The organism is Bacillus sp. M5A3_1b, from assembly GCF_053345335.1.
In genome coordinates, this window is sequence record NZ_JBKEZY010000006.1 from 42,495 (window position 1) to 61,714 (window position 19,220).

Sequence of the window (19,220 nt, forward strand, 5' to 3'; positions counted from 1 at the left end):
GGATCCCCTTATGAGAGTGAAGTTTATGAAAACGTAGCTCTCATAAGGGAGCATCTTTTTGTAGACACCATGGTGCTCTTTTGTTATAGGAATGATTTGAAAGGGGTTACATAGTGAGCTCGAAATATATGATTGGTGTAGATATTGGGACAACTAGTACAAAAGCAGTTTTGTTTTCGATCGATGGATCTGTTATTGCAAGTCATGGGATTGAATATCCTTTGTATACTCCCGCACCAGAAACAGCGGAACAAGATCCAGAAGAGATTTTTCAAGCGGTCATACATACGATTAAAGAAACTATACAATCAAGTAATGTACAGCCAGTTGATATTCTTTGTGTTTCTTTTAGTTCGGCAATGCATAGCGTCATTGCTGTAGACGAAGCAGGGAAGCCGTTAACGAGATGTATTACTTGGGCAGATAATAGAAGCGCAAGTTGGGCAGAAAAAATAAAGAATGATATGAATGGTCATGAAATTTACCTTCGTACTGGAACACCAACCCATCCTATGTCACCACTTTCAAAATTAGTTTGGCTTAAAAATGAACATGCTGATTTATTTGCAAAAAGCTATAAATTCATTTCTATTAAAGAATATGTTTTCTATAAGTTATTTAAGGAATATGTAATTGATTATTCTATAGCATCAGCAACAGGAATGTTCAATTTGAAATCTTTAAAATGGGATGAAGAAGCTCTTCGTGTTGCAGGAATTTCGGAGGAAAAGCTTTCTAAACTCGTTCCAACTACGCACACCTTAATAGGATTAGATGAAGAATTTGCAAGAGAGATGAATGTACTTGTTACTACTCCTTTTATAATAGGAGCGAGTGATGGAGTACTATCGAATTTAGGTGTGAATGCAATAGAACCTGGAGTAGTTGCTATTACAATTGGTACGAGCGGTGCAGTGCGAGTTGTCACAAATCATCCTGTAACGGATCCGAAGGGTAGGACTTTTTGTTATGCGTTAACTGAGGACCTTTGGGTAATTGGTGGACCGGTGAATAATGGTGGTATGATTTTTAGGTGGGTTCGTGACCAATTGTGTGCGTTAGAAGTTGAGCATGGGAAGCGCTTAGGAAAAGATCCTTATGAATTGCTTACTGAAATAGCAGCAAAAGTTAATCCTGGATCTGATGGTTTATTATTTCATCCGTATTTAGCAGGAGAAAGAGCTCCTTTATGGAATGCGAATGCGCGGGGGTCTTTCTTTGGGCTTGGACTACATCATAAGAAAGAGCATCTTATCCGTGCTGTTTTAGAGGGAATCATTTATAACTTGTATACAGTTCTCCTTGCTTTAAAAGAACTAATTGGCGAACCGAAAAAAATTCAAGCGACAGGTGGCTTTGCAAGATCGGAACTTTGGAGACAGATGATGGCAGATATTTTTCATCAAGACGTATATGTTCCTGAAAGTTTCGAAAGCTCTTGTCTAGGAGCAGCTATCCTTGGTTTATATAGTTTAGGTGAAATAAATACATTACATGTAGTTTCTAATATGGTAGGTGCCAATTTTTATCATGAGCCAAACATGGAAAGTGTGGAGAAATATAAAGAATTAATACCGATCTATATTCGTTTGGCCCGTCACTTGGAAGAAGAATATGAAAGTATAGCAGCTTTTCAGAAAAAATGGGTTTAGAGGTTATTTGGCAGAAAAATATGGTAACTTATAAAGAGGTACTCCGATTTTTTAGGATATTCTTTCAATCAAAAATAGTTTTATGAACTTGGTAAGAAGTATGGTGAACAAAAACTATAGGGAGAGGGTTATGAAAATGACGGATAACAAAGAGTTTATTGGATATGTTGGAACGTACACGAAAGAAAATAGTGAAGGGATATATACTTTTACTTTAAATACAGAAGCACAAAAAGTTAGTAATGTAACGCTTGCGGCTAAGCTGGATAACCCTACATATGTAACGATTAGCAAAAATAATCAATATCTCTATTCTGTTGTTAAGGAAGGCGAAGCTGGTGGTGTAGCTGCTTATTCGATTAACAGTTATACAGGAGAGCTAACGGAACAAAACAGACAAGTAGTAGAAGGGGCTACTCCTTGTCATATTAGTGTGGATAGTGAAAACGGTACGGTAGTTACAGCAAATTACCATAAAGGAACAATTGAGTCTTTCGTAGTTAATGAAGAAGATGGAACTGTAAATCCTGTTACATCGATTATGGCAAATGAAGGTTCTGGTCCAAATAAAGAAAGACAAGAAAAACCACATGCGCATTACGCGGGATATACTCCTGATGAAAAATATGTGGTAGGCGTTGATTTAGGAATTGATAAAATCATTACGTATGAAATAAAAGATAGTAAGTTAAAGGAAGTGAATAGCTTGTCTGTGAACCCAGGAAGTGGTCCTAGACATATTACTTTTCACCCGAACGGAAAGTATGCGTATGTAATGACTGAACTTAGTTCGGAAGTTATTGCATTATCATATAATCCGGAAGAAGGGTCCTTTACAGAGTTGCAGTATATTTCTACCGTTCCGAAAGAATTTGATGACAATAGTCAAGGAAGTGCGATTCATATTTCTTCTGACGGCCGTTTTGTGTATGCGGCGAATCGCGGTCATAATAGTATTGCTGTTTTCAGTGTGGATCAAAATTCAGGCCAGCTTACATTTGTTGCACATACATTTACAGAAGGAAATTGGCCGAGGGACTTTGTATTAGATCCGACTGAAAAGTTTCTTCTTGCTACAAATGAAAAGTCACATAACCTTGTGCTATTTTCAAGAAATGAAACGACAGGTGAGTTAACATTGTTACAATCTGATGTTATTGTACCAGAGCCTGTTTGTGTGAAGTTTTTGAACGTTTAATTTGTGATTGGTAGAATTTCTATATATCCCAAAAACAGTAAAAAAGCAAAGCGATATCGCTTTGCTTTTTATTGTTTCTTTTTCGGTCTACGTACTAATTCGCCGCCGCAGTTTGGGCAAACGTTTTGTCTTTCTTCTGTACACGGTGCACAAAATGTACATTCATACACGCAAATGTAGGCTTCGGAATTTGATTCGAGAGATTGATCGCAAATTTGACAGTTTGTTTTCATTTCGAGTGCCATAGTAAGTCTCCTTTTAGTTTGAATATTTATAATTTAATTATAATTCATTAGATAGAAGCTGTCTTTTTCAATTGAAAGGAAATCGAATGATAAAGTTATGATTTGAAATGAAAGAAGCTCATTTATTTTTAAATTGATTATTTAATAAGGTTGGAATATTATGAAATAGTCAAAAGACAACAGGGGGTATATATTTTGACTAATCATAACGATCATTTAAAAGCAAACTGCGAAAAATGCTTCGGTTTATGTTGCGTGGCGTTACCGTTCGCAGCATCGGTAGATTTTGCGGTGAATAAAGATGGCGGGACACCATGTTCTAACTTACAAACAGATTTTAAATGTAGCATACATAAAAATCTTAGAGGAAAAGGTTATAAAGGTTGTACAGTGTTTGAGTGTTTCGGGGCTGGGCAGAAGATTTCGCAAGTTACGTTTAACGGGATTGATTGGCGGAAAGATGCTAAGCATGCGAGAAAAATGTACGATGCTTTTCCAGTTATGCATCAGCTTCATGAAATACTGTGGTATTTGAATGAGGCGATTCTTTTACAGGCGACACAATCGATTCATAAAGAACTAAGTAAAGCAATTGGAGAGACAGAGCGCTTATCAAATTTAAATGCGGACGAGTTAATGAAAGTAAATATTCCATTACACCGTGCGGAAGTAAATGTGTTACTTTTAGAAACGAGTGAGCTAGTTTGGAAGGAAATGAATGCCGCGCGTAAGAAACGAATTAGTCACCGCGGAGCAGACCTTATGGGAGCAAATTTGAAGAATAAAGATTTACAAGGAGCGAATTTAAGAGGAGCTTATTTAATTGCGGCTAACTTAAATGGAGCAGATTTAAGAGGAGCAGATCTTATCGGAGCAGATTTGCGAGATGCAGATATTCGCGGGGCGGATTTCACAAATAGTATTTTTCTGACGCAAGTTCAAATTAATGCAGCGAAAGGGGATAAACATACGAAATTACCGAAAGTGTTGTCCCGTCCATCGCATTGGAGTGCGTAAAGAATGTGGAACAGGCAGAGATTAAGAATCTCTGCCTGTTTTTTCATTTCTTTTCAAAAGTAGTAATGAAAACACTACATATAATAAGAATACCACCAATAAAAAAGTTAATATTTAATGTCTCATTTAAGAGTAACCAACCAAGCAATGATCCGACGATAGGTTGGAAGAAGAAAAATAAGGAACCGATGCTTGCGTCCATTAATTCTAACCCTTTATTCCAAAGGAAAAAGGCACCTGCCGTTGAGACGACTCCTAAATATACTACGCCTAATATTACGTACGTGTTTACTGTTTCGATAGAGGTTGATTGTAGTTCCCATATCATAAAAGGTGTAATGAAAAAGAGTGAAAAGAATATGGCGTACGTTGTGATAACTAAGGATGAAAATCGAGTTGAAGCAATCTTCACATAAATGGATAGTAAAGCCCACGTAATAGCGGCCCCAACTAAAATGATTGTACCGATAAAATAGGAGCCAATTTCAATATCCCATCCAATGACGATAATTACACCGATTGTCGCTATGATAGTAGATAGCAGTCTACGAGCGGTTAGTTTTTCTTTTAAAATGATCGCTGCAAATATAACCATAAATGCAGGTGTAGCTGATGTTACTAAAGAGCCTGTATGAGCGTCAGATAATTTTGTTCCGATAAATTGACAAGTAATCGAAATGAAATAGCCGATAAATCCAATCCAGGCGAAGAGTAGCCAATCTTTTTTGTGAATGGTTACTTTTTTCTTTTGCTTTTTCTCAGCTATTTTCAAAATGAAATATAAAACAACGAAAGCGATAATAAAGCGTAGCCAAACGAGTGTCAGTGGTGGGATAAAGTCGAGTACATATTTGCTAACAACATACATACCGCCCCATATACTAGCTGCTAGTGATAAACATATAGCTCCTAAAATTGTTTGTTTCATGTAAAGTACCTCCGTCTATTTTTAGGGTTTTATGAGTTCCCTAAGACGAGGCATAGTGTTAAGTGTTATATGAATGCCCGCCTTAGTTTATAGACGGCTTACAGGTTGATCGTTTTCGAATGAAGTGTTGTAGTACATGAGTGCATTCCTCCTTCATAATTTAATAAAGATATTATAACTTAATTTTCAGTTTATTGGGATGTTTCTTTAGAAAATGGTGGTTGTCTAAGAAAGCATAGTATATGGTAGAAAAACATATTTTAAAAATAAAAGAAACCAATTACATAACTGATAAGTATAGTAAGAGTAGGATGAAAAAGTAGATTAATAGAGAACGAGGAGGAGATTGTTATAACTACAACCGTTATTTCTCATTTTTACAATGAAGAGTATTTATTACCGTGGTGGCTTGCTCATCATACGAAACTGTTTGATCATGGCATTTTAATTAATAAAGGTTCAACAGATCGTTCGGTTGAAATTTGTAAAAAATTCGCACCACACTGGGAAGTACGAGATTCTGCAAATCCAGAATTTGATGCATTAGCGACAGATCATGAAGTGATGAGGATAGAACAAGAAGTAAAAGGATGGAAAATAATTTTAAATACGACCGAGTTTCTTTGTGTGCAAGATAAAAATCAGTTTTGGAAATCCCTGAATGAATTGGGAGGGAGGATGTATTGGCTGGAAGGGCTTATTATGGTCGATGATCTTAACTATAATTATCCGGACCTTAACTTTGGAATACCTTTAATGAAACAGCGATTTCATGGTTATTTACCAGAAGATTGGGCGTTATGGAGAAGAGGTAGATTTATTCATAATCATGAACACGGAAGTTATACGGTTGGGAGACATTTATCTGCACATGAATCTATGATTTATCCGCCACTTGCGTGTATTGCATGGTTTGGTTTCAGCCCTTGGAACGATGCGATGAGAAAGAGGAAATTACAAATTGGCCCGACTCTTTCTGAAGCTAGTAAGCATGGGGGAATGGGAACACATCATATTATTACACCTGAAAAATTAGAAGAATGGTATAAGGATTTAGCGAGAGGGACGAAGGATTTGCGTTTTAGTGGTGCGTATCGTTATGTTTTTTTATAAATGATTCCCACCATAAAATTGTTTCTTCGATCCCAGTATTTAGATCGTATGTTGGTTTCCAATTTACTTCAGTTTTTAAACGCTCTACATTAACGCCGACGAATAAAGGTTCATCTTTAGAGAAAGGAATCGTACCTAGTTTAATTAAATGTTCTTTTCCTAACTTTTTAGCAATGATAGAAGCTAATTCTTTAATTTGTACAGATTGACCAGAAGCGATATTGATTGTGCCTGTAACGCCATGTTCTAATACTGTTACGAGAGCATCAGCGACGTCGCTCACATGGAGGAAATCTCTTGATTGTTTTCCATGTGTACATAGTGCTTCCTCATTTTTTAATAAGGAAGTGATAATGTTAGAAACGAGCCGATTCCCTTGTTCGTGAGGGCCATACATATGAAAGATGCGGCCCCAACACATGCTGAGGCCGGTTTGCTCAGCGTACGTTTGTAGCCAAGAGTGTAGTGCGTTTTTACATAATGCATACGGTGTTTTATAGGAAAGAAGCGGTGAATCTTCAAATAGTACGCCGTTAAACCATTCGTACTCTGCGCCGGTGCCGGCAACAACGACTCGCTTTCCGCCGCATGTTGTGAAGTGTTGAATCAATGAGATGCTGGATGTAAGCCAATAGTAATTATTAATAGATACGTAACAAGCTGGCGGCACTGCTTCCCAAGCTAAATGAATGAGATGACTAGGCTTCATGTCGTAAATGAGTTTTTTTACTTCTTCATCACAAAGTAAGTTTACTTTATGCCAGTGGCAAGGGATGTGAGAAGGCTTCTTTGTATGATAAGTGGCGTGCACCTCATAGCCCCTTTGTATAAGAGAATTTACAACATATTTACCAATCCATCCACTACCGCCTGTTACAAGAATTTTTTTCATGGCTCAATTACCTCAACTTCTGGAATGGTTACTAAAAATTTGCCGCCCCATTCACGAATGAAAGAGCATTCTTTCATAATTTCATCTTTCAAATTCCAAGGGAGTATGAGAATGTAATCAGGTTTTGTACGCTTAATTTCTTCTGGAGATTTTATTGGAATGCGTGTTCCTGGTAGTAGGAGATTTTGTTTGTGAGGGTTTTTATCTACTGTATAAGCTAAAAATTCTTTTCCTATTCCGCAATAATTTAAAAGGGTGTTTCCTTTAGCTGGTGCACCGTAACCAATAATTTGTTTGTTTAAAGCTTTTGCTTCGATAAAAAACTTTAAAATATTTATTTTCAATTGCTCGATGCGTTTAGAAAAAAGGAGATAACAATCTAATGTATTTAGCCCGTGATCTACTTCTTTTTCGATTAATTTTGTAACACTGGAATGGATAGTGGATTTGTCGCTATGATGTTTTACAAAAATACGTAAGGAACCACCGTGCGTTGCAAGCTCTTCTACATCGACAATTTGTAAATGATGATGAGCTAAAACTTTTTGAAGACTTATAAGTGAGAAATAGGAGAAGTGCTCATGGTAGATCGTATCAAACTGTTTAAAGGATATGAGATTTAATAAGTGCGGGAATTCAATTGTTATTGTTCCGTCTTGTTTTAATAACGTTTTTAAACCAGCGACAAAATCATGTAAGTTCGGGACGTGTGCCAATACGTTATTTGCGATGATTAAATCAGCTTTTGGTAATTTTTTTGCAAAGTCATTGCTGAAAAAATTCACTTCAGTAGGAATTCCTTTTTGGATAGCGATTTCTGCTACATTTTTTGCTGGTTCAATTCCTAACGTTTCGATATTTTCTTTTTGAAAGTATTGTAATAAGTACCCGTCGTTACTCGCGATTTCAATCACTTTCGAATGATTGGTTAAGTTGAAACGCTTAATCGCCATTTCTACATATTGCTTAGCGTGTAGTAGCCAACTGGAGGAGTAAGAGCTGAAGTATAAATAGTCATGAAAAATGTTGTGCGGAGATTCAAATTCATCTAATTGTACGAGTAAACAAGAGGTACAGACAAAAGTGTGCAGTGGATAGAATGGTTCCATTTTATATGAGTGTTCTGGATCTACAAATGAGTTAGCGAGAGGGGAAACACCTAAATCTAGAAAAGTATTTGTTAGTAATGAGTGGCAAAAACGGCATTTTTTCAGTTCCATTTTATAGCCCCCTTATAAATTTTTGAATGCATCGATTTGTTGGCGCGTGAAAGATTCCATATTTTCACCAGATGCATATTTCTTGTACCAATCAACAGTCCAAGCGATAGAGTGATCTGTTGATAACTTAGGAGTCCAACCGAGTTTATTTACTGCTTTTGTACTATCGAGTGTTAAAATAGGTGATTCATAAGGAGTGTTTGTATGAGGAGAAAGGATTGTTAGTGGTTTATTCCATAATTTCATTATAGATTGAATGACATTATGAACGGTTCTGTTAGGTTCATTTATCGGGCCGAAATTCCACGCCGCTGCAAATTCGGCGTCTTTCCAAAGTTTTTCAGCTAAAAGGATATAGCCATGTAAAGGATCTAATACGTGTTGCCACGGGCGGATAGCGTGTTTGTTTCTAATATTTAACGTAGCATCTTGTAAATATGCACGAATGACATCTGGGAATAATCGGTCTTTTGCCCAATCACCGCCGCCGATAACGTTACCTGCTCTTACTGAGGCAAGATTCTGAGTGTTAGTGCGGAAGAATGAGGTTTGATAGGAAGTCGCCACTAGTTCAGCACAAGCTTTACTAGCACTATAAGGATCGAAACCTCCTAATCGGTCACTTTCCACGAATGCACGGTTACCGCTCCCATCATTTTCATAGCATTTATCACTTGTAACATTAATGATGCCGCGTATACTTTCTATATGTTTTGCCGCTTCTAATACGTGAACAGTACCTAAAACATTCGTCTTAAATGTTTCGATAGGATTTTTGTATGAAGTGGTGACGATTGGCTGGGCAGCTAAATGAAATAGTATGTCAGGGTTATGATGTTTTAGGGCATGTAATAAAGAATCGTAATCTGTAATGTCGCCTTTAATTGTTATGCACTCTTTTGCTACGTTACATTGTTCAAAAAGGTTTGGAATGGATGGTGGATGAGAAGAATAGCCAATTACTTCTGCGCCTAAAGAAGTTAAAAAAAGGGTGAGCCATGAGCCTTTAAAGCCAGTATGTCCTGTAATAAATACTTTTTTCTTATTCCAAAAAGATGAAGAAGCCATATTACCAAACCTTCCACGGAGCGTTATTACTTTCCCATAGCTCGACTAATTTATTTTTATCGCGCAATGTATCCATCGGATGCCAAAAACCAGAATGTTGATATGCGGCTAGTTCATTTTTGTTTACTAACTGAACTAAAGTGTCTGTTTCAAAAACAGATTTATCTCCGCTAATGTAATTGAAAACATCAGGGTTTAAAACGAAAAATCCACCGTTAACCCATCCGCCATCCCCGAGTGGCTTCTCTTGGAAGGATGTGACAGACTGTTTATCTAATACGAGAGAACCGAATCTACCAGGAGGTTGTACGGCTGTAACAGTCGCCATTTTACCGTGTTTTTTATGAAATGCAATGAGTTCTTTTATATTTACATTACTTAATCCATCGCCATAAGTGAGGCAGAAAGGTTCATCCCCGACGTAATTTTGTATTTTTTTAACTCGTCCACCTGTTTCGGTATTTAGACCAGTATCAATTAATGTAACTTTCCATGGTTCAATGCGATGAGAGTGGTTCGTAATTGTATTGTCACTTAAATGTATCGTAAAATCGGACATGTGTAAGTTGTAATTTAGAAAGAATTCTTTAATTGCATATCCTTTATAGCCTAAGCAAATAATAAACTCAGTAATCCCGTAATGACTATACAAACTCATAATGTGCCATAAAATAGGCTTTGTTCCAATTTCAATCATAGGTTTTGGTTTTAAATGAGTTTCTTCCCCAATCCTTGTTCCATATCCACCTGCAAGAATAACAGCTTTCATTTTTTCCTCCTAAAATAAAAATTTATAATATATACAGTATTCATATGAAATACAAATGGTATGGTTTTTAGCTAAGTGCGTAAAAATGTGTGGAACATGATAGGGTGAGAAATGTTAAGGTTTGAATTTAGGGAATAATTGTTGATACTCAGGGTGATTACGTAGATCTTGTGTTATGTTACTAAGCTCTAAAAATCGAGTTTCGAGTTCCTCAGAGGACTGACCATAATGAGTTTGAAGGCCCATTTGAACACCCGTTTTTGAAAGAGTAGGTGTAATTTGTAATTTTCTTGCCTTTGTATGTTCGTTCCAAGGGCTAAAATAAAATTTTAAAATGAATGAAGGGGAGTTATAAACGATAGGTTGGTGCTGCGTAAAATGTCTGCCTGGTAAATATGCGCCGTTAAGATGGTTGTGTATAAATCTCCAGGCACAGCCGATTTCTGGTTTATAAGGAAAGAGCCCGTGATATCGTTGCTCTACTAACGGAATAGAATATCTTAGTTTTGAATAATTGTAATTATGCTTATCAATCATGACAATCATTCTAATTGCATACATATTTTGGCCTAACGTATGAAGTGATGAGAAAAACTCTTCTACATTGTTACAACAAAGAAATTCCGTAGTATTTAATACCATTTTCCAACCTGAAACCTCTCTTTCAATTTCCATCACCTCAATATCAGTATTAGTGGGATCGAAATCAAGGAATCTTGAATTTCGTACTTCCCAGTTGGGAGCAAATAATTTACAAATTTCAACAGAACGATCTGTAGAACCTCTATTAATTAATATGCCGTGATCAAATATTTTTGTATGATGCATAAGCCACCATGGTAATAAATACTCCTCGTTATAAAAGTGAGAGATAATTGTCCTAGTGATTTTAATCTCCTCCAGTTGCATAAATAATGATTTTATTTCAATATTATTATCATATGTTTTGAATTAAGGAAGGTTGAAAGGAATGTGTGATTCCATTTTTATATTTTGGTATCGGCATATCGAAAAAATAGTAATCTAACTATATGGATAGAGTTATAGAGTGTGAATATACTACATACTTAGATGGCATGTGAAATTTTGTATAAATTATGAATAATAAACCGTCACGTTTGACTGTACAGTTTATGTATTGTATGATGTTAGTAATATAAACAAGGGGGGAAGATCGTTGGGAAGGTGTATCGAATCGGACAGTTGGCTCTCATGGCTCACGTGTCGAAACGCACGATTGATTATTATACGAATCTAGGAATCTTAAAAGCGGAGCGATCTCAATCTAATTATCGCTATTACGATGAAACAGCATTTGAGACATTACAATTTATTGAGAAGTGCAAAGAAATGCATATGCCGCTTTGTGAGATTAAAGAGAAAATCGAGGAGAAGAAGAAGCTGCTCGGTATCAATGAACACGTTTCGAAACAAGTGAATGAAGTGACAGACCATATTCATCGATTAGAAGCAGAGTTAACGGAGTTAAAGCCGCTTTTAGATGGATTGACTGATTCACAACGTGAAAAAATATCGAAATCTTTATCTGGTCAAACGACAGCTTTAATACAGACACTTGTTCTATTATTATAGAAAAAAGTGAAATCCGACCTCTTTAATTTTTGTATCGGGCTATGTTTTCTAATGAACAAATAAGAAAACATTATAGTATACAGGAGGTGGACACCTTAGTTTTTTAAACTAAGGGGATTCATTGGAAATATTTAATTTAGTCATGGTTGCGATTTTAATCGCATTTACTGGATTTTTCGTAGCAGCAGAGTTTGCGATTGTAAAGGTACGTTCAAGTCGTATTGATCAGCTTGTTGCGGAAGGGAAACGCGGTGCTTTAGCAGCGAAAAAGGTAACAACAAATTTAGATGAATATTTATCTGCTTGTCAATTAGGTATTACAGTTACAGCTATGGGATTAGGTTGGTTAGGTGAACCGACAATTGAAAAGTTATTACACCCGTTATTTGAGAAATGGAACATAAATCCTTCTATCTCATCAGTATTAACATTTGGTCTTGCTTTTATGCTAATGACGTATCTACACGTTGTAGTAGGGGAATTAGCTCCGAAAACGATGGCAATTCAAAAGGCTGAACAAGTAACATTGTTATTGGCAGGTCCGTTAATGATGTTCTATAAAGTCATGTATCCATTTATTTGGGTATTAAACGGTTCAGCTCGTGTTGTAACTGGCTTATTCGGTTTAAAACCGGCTTCAGAACATGAAGTAGCTCATACAGAGGAAGAATTACGCCTTATCCTTTCAGATAGCTATGAAAGTGGCGAAATTAATCAGGCTGAATACAAGTATGTAAATAACATTTTTGAATTTGATAATCGTATTGCAAAAGAGATTATGGTACCGCGAACAGAAATCATTGGTTTCTACCTGGAAGATTCAGTAGAAGAACACATGAAAGTAATCCAAAATGAACGATACACACGTTATCCGATTTTTGGAGAAGATAAAGATGATATTATCGGTATGGTCAATGTAAAAGATTTCTTTATTCGATATATGAACAACGATAAAGAAGATTTATCATCGATTCGCACGTATATGCGTCCGATTATTGAAGTGATGGAAACAACTCCAATTCACGATTTATTACTTCAAATGCAGAAGAAGCGAATTCCGATGGCTGTTTTATATGATGAGTACGGAGGAACAGCCGGAATTGTAACGCTTGAAGATATCTTGGAGGAAATCGTCGGCGAAATTCGTGACGAATATGATGAAGATGAAGCACCACCAATTCAGCATGTGAATGAGCACCATAAAATCGTTGATGGAAAAGTGCTTATCTCCGAAGTGAAAGATTTATTTGGATTACACATTGAAGAAGATGATGTGGATACAATTGGTGGCTGGATTATGATGCAAAATCATGAAATTGAAGAAGGACAACACGTTGAGGCGGAAGGTTATGAATTTAAAGTGTTAGAAAAAGATGCTTACCAAATTAAACGTGTTGAAATTCGTAAGATGGAACAAGAGCAAGAAGAAGAGAAAGCAGCAACTGTGTAAGTTGCTGCTTTTCTTCTAAAGTATAAAAAATGTGAAATTAGGAGCGGATATTTTGATTCAAGCAGCCTTACGTGTATATCGATTACAATTGTATGCGATCTTTAGTGGTTTACTACTTATGTGGACGATTACTCCGTTTGGAAAACAAGTAACAGGGTTTGGTATCGGATTAGCTGTAAGTGCATATTGCCTTTGGTTATTGGCTCGCAGAGTGGAGAAACTTGGGAAAAGTATCGTAATGAAAGAAAAGGCTCCTGGATTAGGAGTTTTAAACCGATTTGCAGCAGCCATTTTAGGAGCTATTATTATGTATGAAATTGAGCATGAAATGGAAATGTGGGCATTCGGTACAGGCATTTTAGGTGGTCACTTTTTAATGATTGCGAATTTAGCTTATGCAAATGTGCAGTTAGTGAAAGAAGAAGAGAAGCAAAGAGAACAGGCTTCGAAAAACATAGAGCTATGATGAAAGGGGCCTAATGGGGTTCCTTTTTGTGTTTAAAGCGAGCTAATGAAAGGAATCAAATTTACGACAAATATAATACGCTTCTTTTTTATGTTTTTCAATAGTATGAAAAATAATGTAAAAAAATTTAAAAACCCATCGATTTCTAAAGGTTATGTATGTTATTATGACAAAAGACTTTTTGAAAGAGGTGGATACCAATGTTACAAGCGTTACTTATTTTTGTGCTTCAAATTATTTACGTTCCAATTTTGACAATCCGTACGATTTTGCTTGTAAAGAATCAAACAAGATCCGCTGCTGGTGTTGGATTGTTAGAAGGAGCTATTTACATTGTCAGTTTAGGTATTGTGTTTCAAGATTTATCAAATTGGATGAACATTATTGCCTATGTCATTGGCTTTAGTACGGGACTATTATTAGGCGGTTATATAGAGAATAAATTAGCAATTGGTTATATTACGTATCAAGTTAGTTTACTAGACCGTTGTAATGAATTAGTAGATGAATTACGTCACTCTGGATTTGGCGTTACAGTATTTGAAGGCGAAGGTATTAATTCTATACGTTATCGCTTAGATATCGTAGCAAAGCGTTCTAGAGAAAAAGAACTGTTAGAAATTATTAATGAAATTGCACCAAAAGCGTTTATGTCTTCTTATGAAATCCGTTCATTTAAAGGTGGATATTTAACGAAGGCGATGAAGAAAAGAGCGTTAATGAAGAAGAAAGATGAACATGCATCGTAAAAAAGGGGAGTATAAGCCCATATGTAAAAGAGAGGAATCTATTTTGATGTAGATTCCTCTCTTTTTTATGAAAAAATTATCTGTTAATTGAAAAACTAAATCGTATAATTATTTTTTCTACTCATTCTCAAATTTATGATTAGCCATATAACTTGAAAAAATACCGGTATGATAAACGCGATTAATAAAACGATAAGTGATATGGATTTAATTTCGGGTGTTTGGATAACACCAGCACCATCAACGTCGCGTAACCAAATAATAGCGGCCCATATTCCAAAAACGATAATCCAAAATATGTTACCGATCCACCAAGAAATCCATCGTTTTTTCATGTTAACACCCCTTACATTTCTCCTCTGTTAAAAGTATATTTTCGTTTGTTACATTTATAAGGAAATACCTATAAAATTAATCTTTTTTAACTGTATATCTAACTTGTTTAAACGTTACCATCTCTCCATCTTTATGATCATCTTGCGTTTGCAAAAGTTGAACTTTTGGTTTGTAATCTGTCCTATGAGCGTGCTCGATATCTTTAATGTTAACTTTGTAGGATTCGCCATTATTAATTTTTTGTTCCAATACTTTTTTATTGGCGACATAAATAAACGTCACTTTATTTTCATCAATGCCTTCAGTCTTAAATTCTAATTCGTTATCTTTTGTTGTAATCGTCGGTGTTAATAATTCAATACTGCCTTTTCCAGTTTCTAAAGAATTTTCTGCTATAGTTGAACATCCGGATAATATGATTCCGATGAATAGAAGAGCACTTAATTTCTTTCTCATAACATCCCCCAATTTTAAGTAATTTTTGATTTTGGCATTGCTAGACTGCTAGTGTGGAACGTAACTGTTTAGCTAGCACTCTTTTTAATTGTACCATAATATGTAAATTTAAACGAGCTGTATATCCAATTTAAGGGTTTTGAAAAGTTTACTTATTGTTTTAAATCAGTATCTTTCCAGTAGGTATATATTTTCTGTAGAAAGCAGTGTTGTCAAAATCATTATGAATTGGCTATCCAACTATATGATGACATGTAGACAGGCGAAAGAACTTATTTTTATGGAAATTACAATTTTTTCATATTAAAATAACGATGTGGAATAGATGAATTCATTCACTTCGGAGGTAGTTACTTGAACATTAACGAGAAGGCAATTGAAATGTTTGAACAAAATGAATATGAGGAAGCAATGGAACTGTTTCAACGAGCTGTACATGAATCTAGAGGTGTACAATCTCTCAATAATCTTGCTTGGATGTACTTTTATGAGGAAGAGGATGATGATAAAGCTCTTGAATTAATAAGAGAAGTTGTTAAGTTGAATCCTTCCTCATACTTTCCTTATAACATCTTAGGGGAAATTTACACGAAACAAGAAAAGTGGGAAGAAGCGAAAGAAGTATTACAAAAGTCTATTTCGATGCAACCATCGGGTGAAGCATTTCACAATGTAGCTGTAGCGCATTATAACCTTGGAGAGTTAGAAAAAGCTTCGGAATTTTTCTTGCGAGTTTCAGGGGATTCGGACTATATCATGTATAGCTATGTAAAATGTTTAATTGATTTAGGGCGAACGACAGAAGCGAAAGAGAAGTTAGATGTTTTTTACAGGAGATCTGATGATTTTTTAGGAGAAATTCATGTAGCAGATTTATATGTTGAGTTGAATTGCTATAAAGAAGCAATTGAATGGTTCGAAAAGGGATATAAAGAAGTTTGGAAAAGCCCCAATTGGATTGGTAGATTTGTTTATGCTTTATATAAAGCTAATAATTTCACCCGTATAAATGAAGTTATACGGGAATCTATCGAAGCGAAAACAGCAGAAATAGAAGATGTTCAGAATGAAGAAGTAGAAGAAAACTGGACAGAAAAAGATAAGAAAGAGTTAATTGAGGAATATACAGAAGAGAATAATTGTTATAAAAAAATGATAGAACGTATCAAATCTGGATATGTTCCAGGGTTAGAATTTGAAACTTATCATATAGGGGCTTGTTATTTGTTTGGTTGTAAAAGACATAATCATCTTGAATATGAAGAATAAAAAAATTCGACTGTCACATATGATGGTCGAATTTTTTATTATAGGCTGGTTGTCTAAAGGTACCATCTCAATTGTAATGTGTTAAAGGTGTTTTGTATTATTACATAGGTATATATCTTCTTTAGAGAATCCTTTTTTAATATTTAAAATATGTAGTGAAATAAAACCGATAAGTCCAATTCCACCGAAAATAAGCCATGGTGTATACATTCCGCTTAAGTTGGCTGTAAAAGATGTACCGGTATAATTACCGATGATAAAACCAAATGCGAGTGATAGTTGATAAAATCCGAAGTAAGTAGCTGTATATGATTCGTTACTGTAATTTGCAATAGCGATATCAGCGTTAGGTAATACGAGTGTTTCGCCAATTGTAAATAAAATTACACAAATAAATAGCCAATATGGGTGTGGAAATAAAGGAATGAGTAAAAAAGAAAAACTCATTAATAAAACACCGTATTTAATAATCGAAAGTGTATTGTATTTATGAAATAGTTTACGAAATAATACCATAAATATGACGCCTGTTATTGCATTTATCGTAATAACGAGTGTAGCAAGCGGATTGCTATTACTAATGTTTTTCATATGAAGTGGAAGTGCGACAGTAAGCTGAGTAAACATAATATAGAAGAAAATCATAATAAATGAAAACAAAAGGAAAGATTTGTTTTGTAAGATAGCCTGTAGCCCTAATGTAATAGACGTGTTTTCAGTAGTGACTTGGAAGTGATTTTTAAGTAAGTAAAAGATAAAAGCGAATAACAGCATAAGAGATCCTGTTAGAGAAAAAGCATAGATTGGATCGAGTAAGAGTAAGAACCCTCCTGCAATTGGTCCGATTATTGCACCGCAATTAAAACTAAGGTTTAAATATGTAAATAAATTTTTTCTCATATGAGCTGGTTGTGAGCCGAATATGGCGCGCGCAGCAGGTTCGTAAAATGCAGTTCCGAAGCCAATAAGTGCAGAAGAAATAGAAATTGTATAGAAATCAGAGCATATTCCTAAAGCGATAAATCCGATTCCTCTTAAAAATAATCCGGCTATCATCATAATGATATAGCCTATTTTGTCAGCAATTAATCCTGAGAATAAAGGGATAACTCTTGATGTGATTGTCATAACCGTCAACACTGTTCCTACTTGGACAGCAGAAAAATGAAGAAAGCTTAATAGATAAATAGCTAAAAATGCGTATACTGCAAAATACCCAAAAGACATAAAGAATGAAGAAATAAGCATGAAACGTATCGGTATTGAGAAACTTTTCATAGAACTCCTCCTAATGTTGTAACCAGTAAAATTATTTAATGGTTAACTAATTTATATTATAATTATACATAAAGTCAGAAAAAAGTAAATTTTAAGAAGAAGGTGGATGAAATTGAATCAAAATGCACCAAATGAATTAGAATATATTCGGGAATTTTTAAATACATGGAAAATACCAAACGATACGAGAGAGCCAATTGATATGCTGCAAACAGAAGAGGATATAAACCTCTTTATGAAAAAATATTTTCATAAAGAGGTTCCATTTCATACGATAGAGGAATTAAAAAGTTTTCGAGAAGATATTCGGTTAACGGTTGAAGGCGAAGGATCATTGCAAAAGTGGTTAGAGAAATACCCATTTCATGTACATGTAAAGGAAGATATGAAAGGTATTACATATGAGCCTGTGCACGAAGAGAATGTATATACAAAAGTATTAAGCATTGTGTTAATGTCAATTCAAGAAAATTTGTGGGGGAGGTTAAAAGCATGCCCAGATTGTCGCTGGGTATTTTATGATCATTCGCGAAATGGAAGTAAAAGATGGTGCGGTATGTATGCTGGAGAAGAAGGTGGAAGAGCGTGCGGTACGATTGCGAAAGTGAAAAATTACCGGGCGAAGAGAAAAGGAAGATCAGGTTATAATGTGTAATTTATATTAGGGGAAGAAAATGGGATGGGGGAATGTAGAATATGAAAGGGACACAAATGTTAACTTTAAATAAAAAGTGTTGGGATACAGTGGCACCATATTTTTTCAAGTGGATTGTTTACCGAAGTATGGTCCGTATACCGCGTCTGAAGATGAGATTCATTTGTTCGATTCAATTAGTAATAAAAAGGTTCTTGATATTGGATGTGGAAGTGGGCATTCGTTGCAATATATGGCAGAACATGGGGCAGAGGAAGTATGGGGTCTTGATCTTTCAAGTGAACAAATTAAAACAGCGAATGAAACGTTAAAGAGTTGGAATCCAAAGTTAATATGTGGAGCAATGGAAGAGGAAGGAGATATTCCGAAAGGGTATTTTGATATTGTATATTCCATTTATGCATTAGGTTGGACTTCGAATTTAAGAAAAACGTTGGAACTAATTTATTCGTATGTAAAGCCGGGAGGAAGTTTTATTTTTAGCTGGGAGCATCCCATATATTCAAACTTACAGTATGGTACAGAAGAAATTGCTTTAAAGTCTTCTTATCATGAGGAAACTCTTATTACGTTTGAAACATTTAAAGGAGAAAATGTACAAGCGACATTATATAAGAGAAAAATAAGTACATACATAAATGAGTTAAATAGAGTGGGATTTACAATTGAGAGAATAGAAGAGCCTGAACCAGCGACCTCGTTTGATGGAGAACGAGCTGAGCCGTCTACGAAATATTATTCATTATATAAAGCGAGAATGGTGCCAACTACTTTTATTATTAAGGCGAGAAAGTAAAGTGTTTTTATAAAAAGAAGCCTATCATTTCAAATAGATGAAATGATAGGCTTCTTTATTTTTTTAAAAA

General features: G+C 35.3%; 20 protein-coding genes and 1 pseudogene. 11 read left to right on the plus strand and 10 right to left on the minus strand.

Going from position 1 to position 19,220, the window contains the following annotated elements:
* Positions 1-110 precede the first annotated feature (110 nt).
* Together gntK and ACLBWW_RS17500 are read left to right on the plus strand one after the other, a co-directional pair.
* Entirely contained in the window at positions 111-1,652 is a 1,542-nt protein-coding gene (gene gntK / locus ACLBWW_RS17495; protein ID WP_098633924.1) for a gluconokinase, read from the plus strand.
* 136 nt (positions 1,653-1,788) lie between these two features.
* Complete coding sequence (locus tag ACLBWW_RS17500) at positions 1,789-2,850, plus strand: lactonase family protein (RefSeq protein WP_447614176.1); 1,062 nt, start codon at positions 1,789-1,791, stop codon at positions 2,848-2,850.
* Between the two features lie 68 nt (positions 2,851-2,918).
* On the opposite strand, the gene ACLBWW_RS17505 is transcribed toward ACLBWW_RS17500, so the two are convergent.
* Positions 2,919-3,095 carry a DUF1272 domain-containing protein gene (locus tag ACLBWW_RS17505; RefSeq protein WP_002146550.1) on the minus strand — a complete coding sequence of 59 codons (177 nt, stop codon included), beginning with the start codon at positions 3,093-3,095 and terminating at the stop codon, positions 2,919-2,921.
* 195 nt (positions 3,096-3,290) lie between these two features.
* Between ACLBWW_RS17505 and ACLBWW_RS17510 the strand changes: the two genes are divergently transcribed.
* The gene (locus tag ACLBWW_RS17510; RefSeq protein WP_098633923.1) at positions 3,291-4,112 is read left to right on the plus strand and encodes a pentapeptide repeat-containing protein; all 822 of its coding nucleotides are present in this window, start codon (positions 3,291-3,293) and stop codon (positions 4,110-4,112) included.
* A gap of 43 nt (positions 4,113-4,155) precedes the next feature.
* On the opposite strand, the gene ACLBWW_RS17515 is transcribed toward ACLBWW_RS17510, so the two are convergent.
* Positions 4,156-5,040, minus strand: coding sequence for a DMT family transporter (locus tag ACLBWW_RS17515; protein ID WP_088064066.1), 885 nt, complete (start codon positions 5,038-5,040; stop codon positions 4,156-4,158).
* A gap of 327 nt (positions 5,041-5,367) precedes the next feature.
* On the opposite strand from ACLBWW_RS17515, the gene ACLBWW_RS17520 reads away from it, so the two are divergent.
* The gene (locus tag ACLBWW_RS17520; RefSeq protein WP_088064065.1) at positions 5,368-6,153 is read left to right on the plus strand and encodes a glycosyltransferase family 2 protein; all 786 of its coding nucleotides are present in this window, start codon (positions 5,368-5,370) and stop codon (positions 6,151-6,153) included.
* Here ACLBWW_RS17520 and ACLBWW_RS17525 read toward each other — a convergent pair.
* The 5 genes from ACLBWW_RS17525 to ACLBWW_RS17545 form a co-directional block, all read right to left on the minus strand.
* Positions 6,122-7,045 (minus strand): NAD-dependent epimerase/dehydratase family protein, encoded by a 924-nt coding sequence (locus tag ACLBWW_RS17525; protein WP_048546522.1) that lies wholly within the window; start codon positions 7,043-7,045, stop codon positions 6,122-6,124. The two genes, ACLBWW_RS17520 and ACLBWW_RS17525, sit on opposite strands and share 32 nt — an antisense overlap.
* On the minus strand, positions 7,042-8,265 hold the full coding sequence (locus tag ACLBWW_RS17530) for a class I SAM-dependent methyltransferase (RefSeq protein ID WP_048546519.1): 1,224 nt from the start codon (positions 8,263-8,265) through the stop codon (positions 7,042-7,044). The genes ACLBWW_RS17525 and ACLBWW_RS17530 overlap by 4 nt, the downstream gene beginning before the upstream one ends.
* A gap of 12 nt (positions 8,266-8,277) precedes the next feature.
* On the minus strand, positions 8,278-9,333 hold the full coding sequence (gene rfbG / locus ACLBWW_RS17535; RefSeq protein WP_048546516.1) for a CDP-glucose 4,6-dehydratase: 1,056 nt from the start codon (positions 9,331-9,333) through the stop codon (positions 8,278-8,280).
* Position 9,334: 1 nt separating this feature from the next.
* Positions 9,335-10,102, minus strand: a complete 768-nt coding sequence (rfbF, locus tag ACLBWW_RS17540) for a glucose-1-phosphate cytidylyltransferase (RefSeq protein WP_046957912.1) — start codon at positions 10,100-10,102, stop codon at positions 9,335-9,337.
* A 114-nt stretch (positions 10,103-10,216) separates the two neighbouring features.
* Positions 10,217-11,011, minus strand: a complete 795-nt coding sequence (locus ACLBWW_RS17545) for a glycosyltransferase family 2 protein (protein ID WP_048546514.1) — start codon at positions 11,009-11,011, stop codon at positions 10,217-10,219.
* 276 nt (positions 11,012-11,287) lie between these two features.
* On the opposite strand from ACLBWW_RS17545, the gene ACLBWW_RS17550 reads away from it, so the two are divergent.
* From ACLBWW_RS17550 to ACLBWW_RS17565, 4 genes are all read left to right on the plus strand, one after another.
* Positions 11,288-11,695: a MerR family transcriptional regulator gene (locus ACLBWW_RS17550; protein ID WP_000285638.1), complete on the plus strand. Its 408-nt coding sequence runs from the start codon at positions 11,288-11,290 to the stop codon at positions 11,693-11,695.
* 121 nt (positions 11,696-11,816) lie between these two features.
* Positions 11,817-13,145: a hemolysin family protein gene (locus ACLBWW_RS17555; RefSeq protein ID WP_046957914.1), complete on the plus strand. Its 1,329-nt coding sequence runs from the start codon at positions 11,817-11,819 to the stop codon at positions 13,143-13,145.
* A gap of 52 nt (positions 13,146-13,197) precedes the next feature.
* A complete protein-coding gene (locus ACLBWW_RS17560; RefSeq protein WP_048546511.1) occupies positions 13,198-13,611 on the plus strand; it encodes an ATP synthase subunit I in 414 nt (137 codons plus the stop codon).
* A gap of 200 nt (positions 13,612-13,811) precedes the next feature.
* Positions 13,812-14,360 (plus strand): DUF2179 domain-containing protein, encoded by a 549-nt coding sequence (locus ACLBWW_RS17565; RefSeq protein ID WP_088122707.1) that lies wholly within the window; start codon positions 13,812-13,814, stop codon positions 14,358-14,360.
* Positions 14,361-14,455: 95 nt separating this feature from the next.
* On the opposite strand, the gene ACLBWW_RS17570 is transcribed toward ACLBWW_RS17565, so the two are convergent.
* Positions 14,456-14,695, minus strand: a complete 240-nt coding sequence (locus tag ACLBWW_RS17570; protein ID WP_000747680.1) for a DUF3923 family protein — start codon at positions 14,693-14,695, stop codon at positions 14,456-14,458.
* 76 nt (positions 14,696-14,771) lie between these two features.
* Entirely contained in the window at positions 14,772-15,152 is a 381-nt protein-coding gene (locus ACLBWW_RS17575) for a hypothetical protein (RefSeq protein ID WP_098078153.1), read from the minus strand.
* 354 nt (positions 15,153-15,506) lie between these two features.
* Between ACLBWW_RS17575 and ACLBWW_RS17580 the strand changes: the two genes are divergently transcribed.
* The gene (locus tag ACLBWW_RS17580) at positions 15,507-16,421 is read left to right on the plus strand and encodes a tetratricopeptide repeat protein (RefSeq protein ID WP_447614141.1); all 915 of its coding nucleotides are present in this window, start codon (positions 15,507-15,509) and stop codon (positions 16,419-16,421) included.
* A gap of 81 nt (positions 16,422-16,502) precedes the next feature.
* Here the strand turns inward: ACLBWW_RS17580 and ACLBWW_RS17585 are convergent, their stop codons facing one another.
* A complete protein-coding gene (locus ACLBWW_RS17585; protein WP_098068237.1) occupies positions 16,503-17,699 on the minus strand; it encodes an MDR family MFS transporter in 1,197 nt (398 codons plus the stop codon).
* A gap of 112 nt (positions 17,700-17,811) precedes the next feature.
* Between ACLBWW_RS17585 and ACLBWW_RS17590 the strand changes: the two genes are divergently transcribed.
* Together ACLBWW_RS17590 and ACLBWW_RS17595 are read left to right on the plus strand one after the other, a co-directional pair.
* On the plus strand, positions 17,812-18,354 hold the full coding sequence (locus tag ACLBWW_RS17590; protein WP_141499215.1) for a CGNR zinc finger domain-containing protein: 543 nt from the start codon (positions 17,812-17,814) through the stop codon (positions 18,352-18,354).
* A 41-nt stretch (positions 18,355-18,395) separates the two neighbouring features.
* A pseudogene (locus ACLBWW_RS17595) lies at positions 18,396-19,150 on the plus strand (class I SAM-dependent methyltransferase).
* The last annotated feature ends 70 nt before the right edge of the window (positions 19,151-19,220 follow it).

Bases quoted from the DNA above. Each gene is read 5' to 3' on its own strand.
- ACLBWW_RS17500 (WP_447614176.1), top strand. From the start codon at position 1,789: ATGACGGATAACAAAGAGTTTATTGGATATGTTGGAACGTACACGAAA.
- ACLBWW_RS17505 (WP_002146550.1), bottom strand. From the start codon at position 3,095: ATGGCACTCGAAATGAAAACAAACTGTCAAATTTGCGATCAATCTCTC.
- ACLBWW_RS17515 (WP_088064066.1), bottom strand. From the start codon at position 5,040: ATGAAACAAACAATTTTAGGAGCTATATGTTTATCACTAGCAGCTAGT.
- rfbG (WP_048546516.1), bottom strand. From the start codon at position 9,333: ATGGCTTCTTCATCTTTTTGGAATAAGAAAAAAGTATTTATTACAGGA.
- ACLBWW_RS17575 (WP_098078153.1), bottom strand. From the start codon at position 15,152: ATGAGAAAGAAATTAAGTGCTCTTCTATTCATCGGAATCATATTATCC.
- ACLBWW_RS17530 (WP_048546519.1), bottom strand. From the start codon at position 8,265: ATGGAACTGAAAAAATGCCGTTTTTGCCACTCATTACTAACAAATACT.
- ACLBWW_RS17585 (WP_098068237.1), bottom strand. From the start codon at position 17,699: ATGAAAAGTTTCTCAATACCGATACGTTTCATGCTTATTTCTTCATTC.
- rfbF (WP_046957912.1), bottom strand. From the start codon at position 10,102: ATGAAAGCTGTTATTCTTGCAGGTGGATATGGAACAAGGATTGGGGAA.
- ACLBWW_RS17570 (WP_000747680.1), bottom strand. From the start codon at position 14,695: ATGAAAAAACGATGGATTTCTTGGTGGATCGGTAACATATTTTGGATT.
- ACLBWW_RS17525 (WP_048546522.1), bottom strand. From the start codon at position 7,045: ATGAAAAAAATTCTTGTAACAGGCGGTAGTGGATGGATTGGTAAATAT.
- ACLBWW_RS17545 (WP_048546514.1), bottom strand. From the start codon at position 11,011: ATGCAACTGGAGGAGATTAAAATCACTAGGACAATTATCTCTCACTTT.
- ACLBWW_RS17565 (WP_088122707.1), top strand. From the start codon at position 13,812: ATGTTACAAGCGTTACTTATTTTTGTGCTTCAAATTATTTACGTTCCA.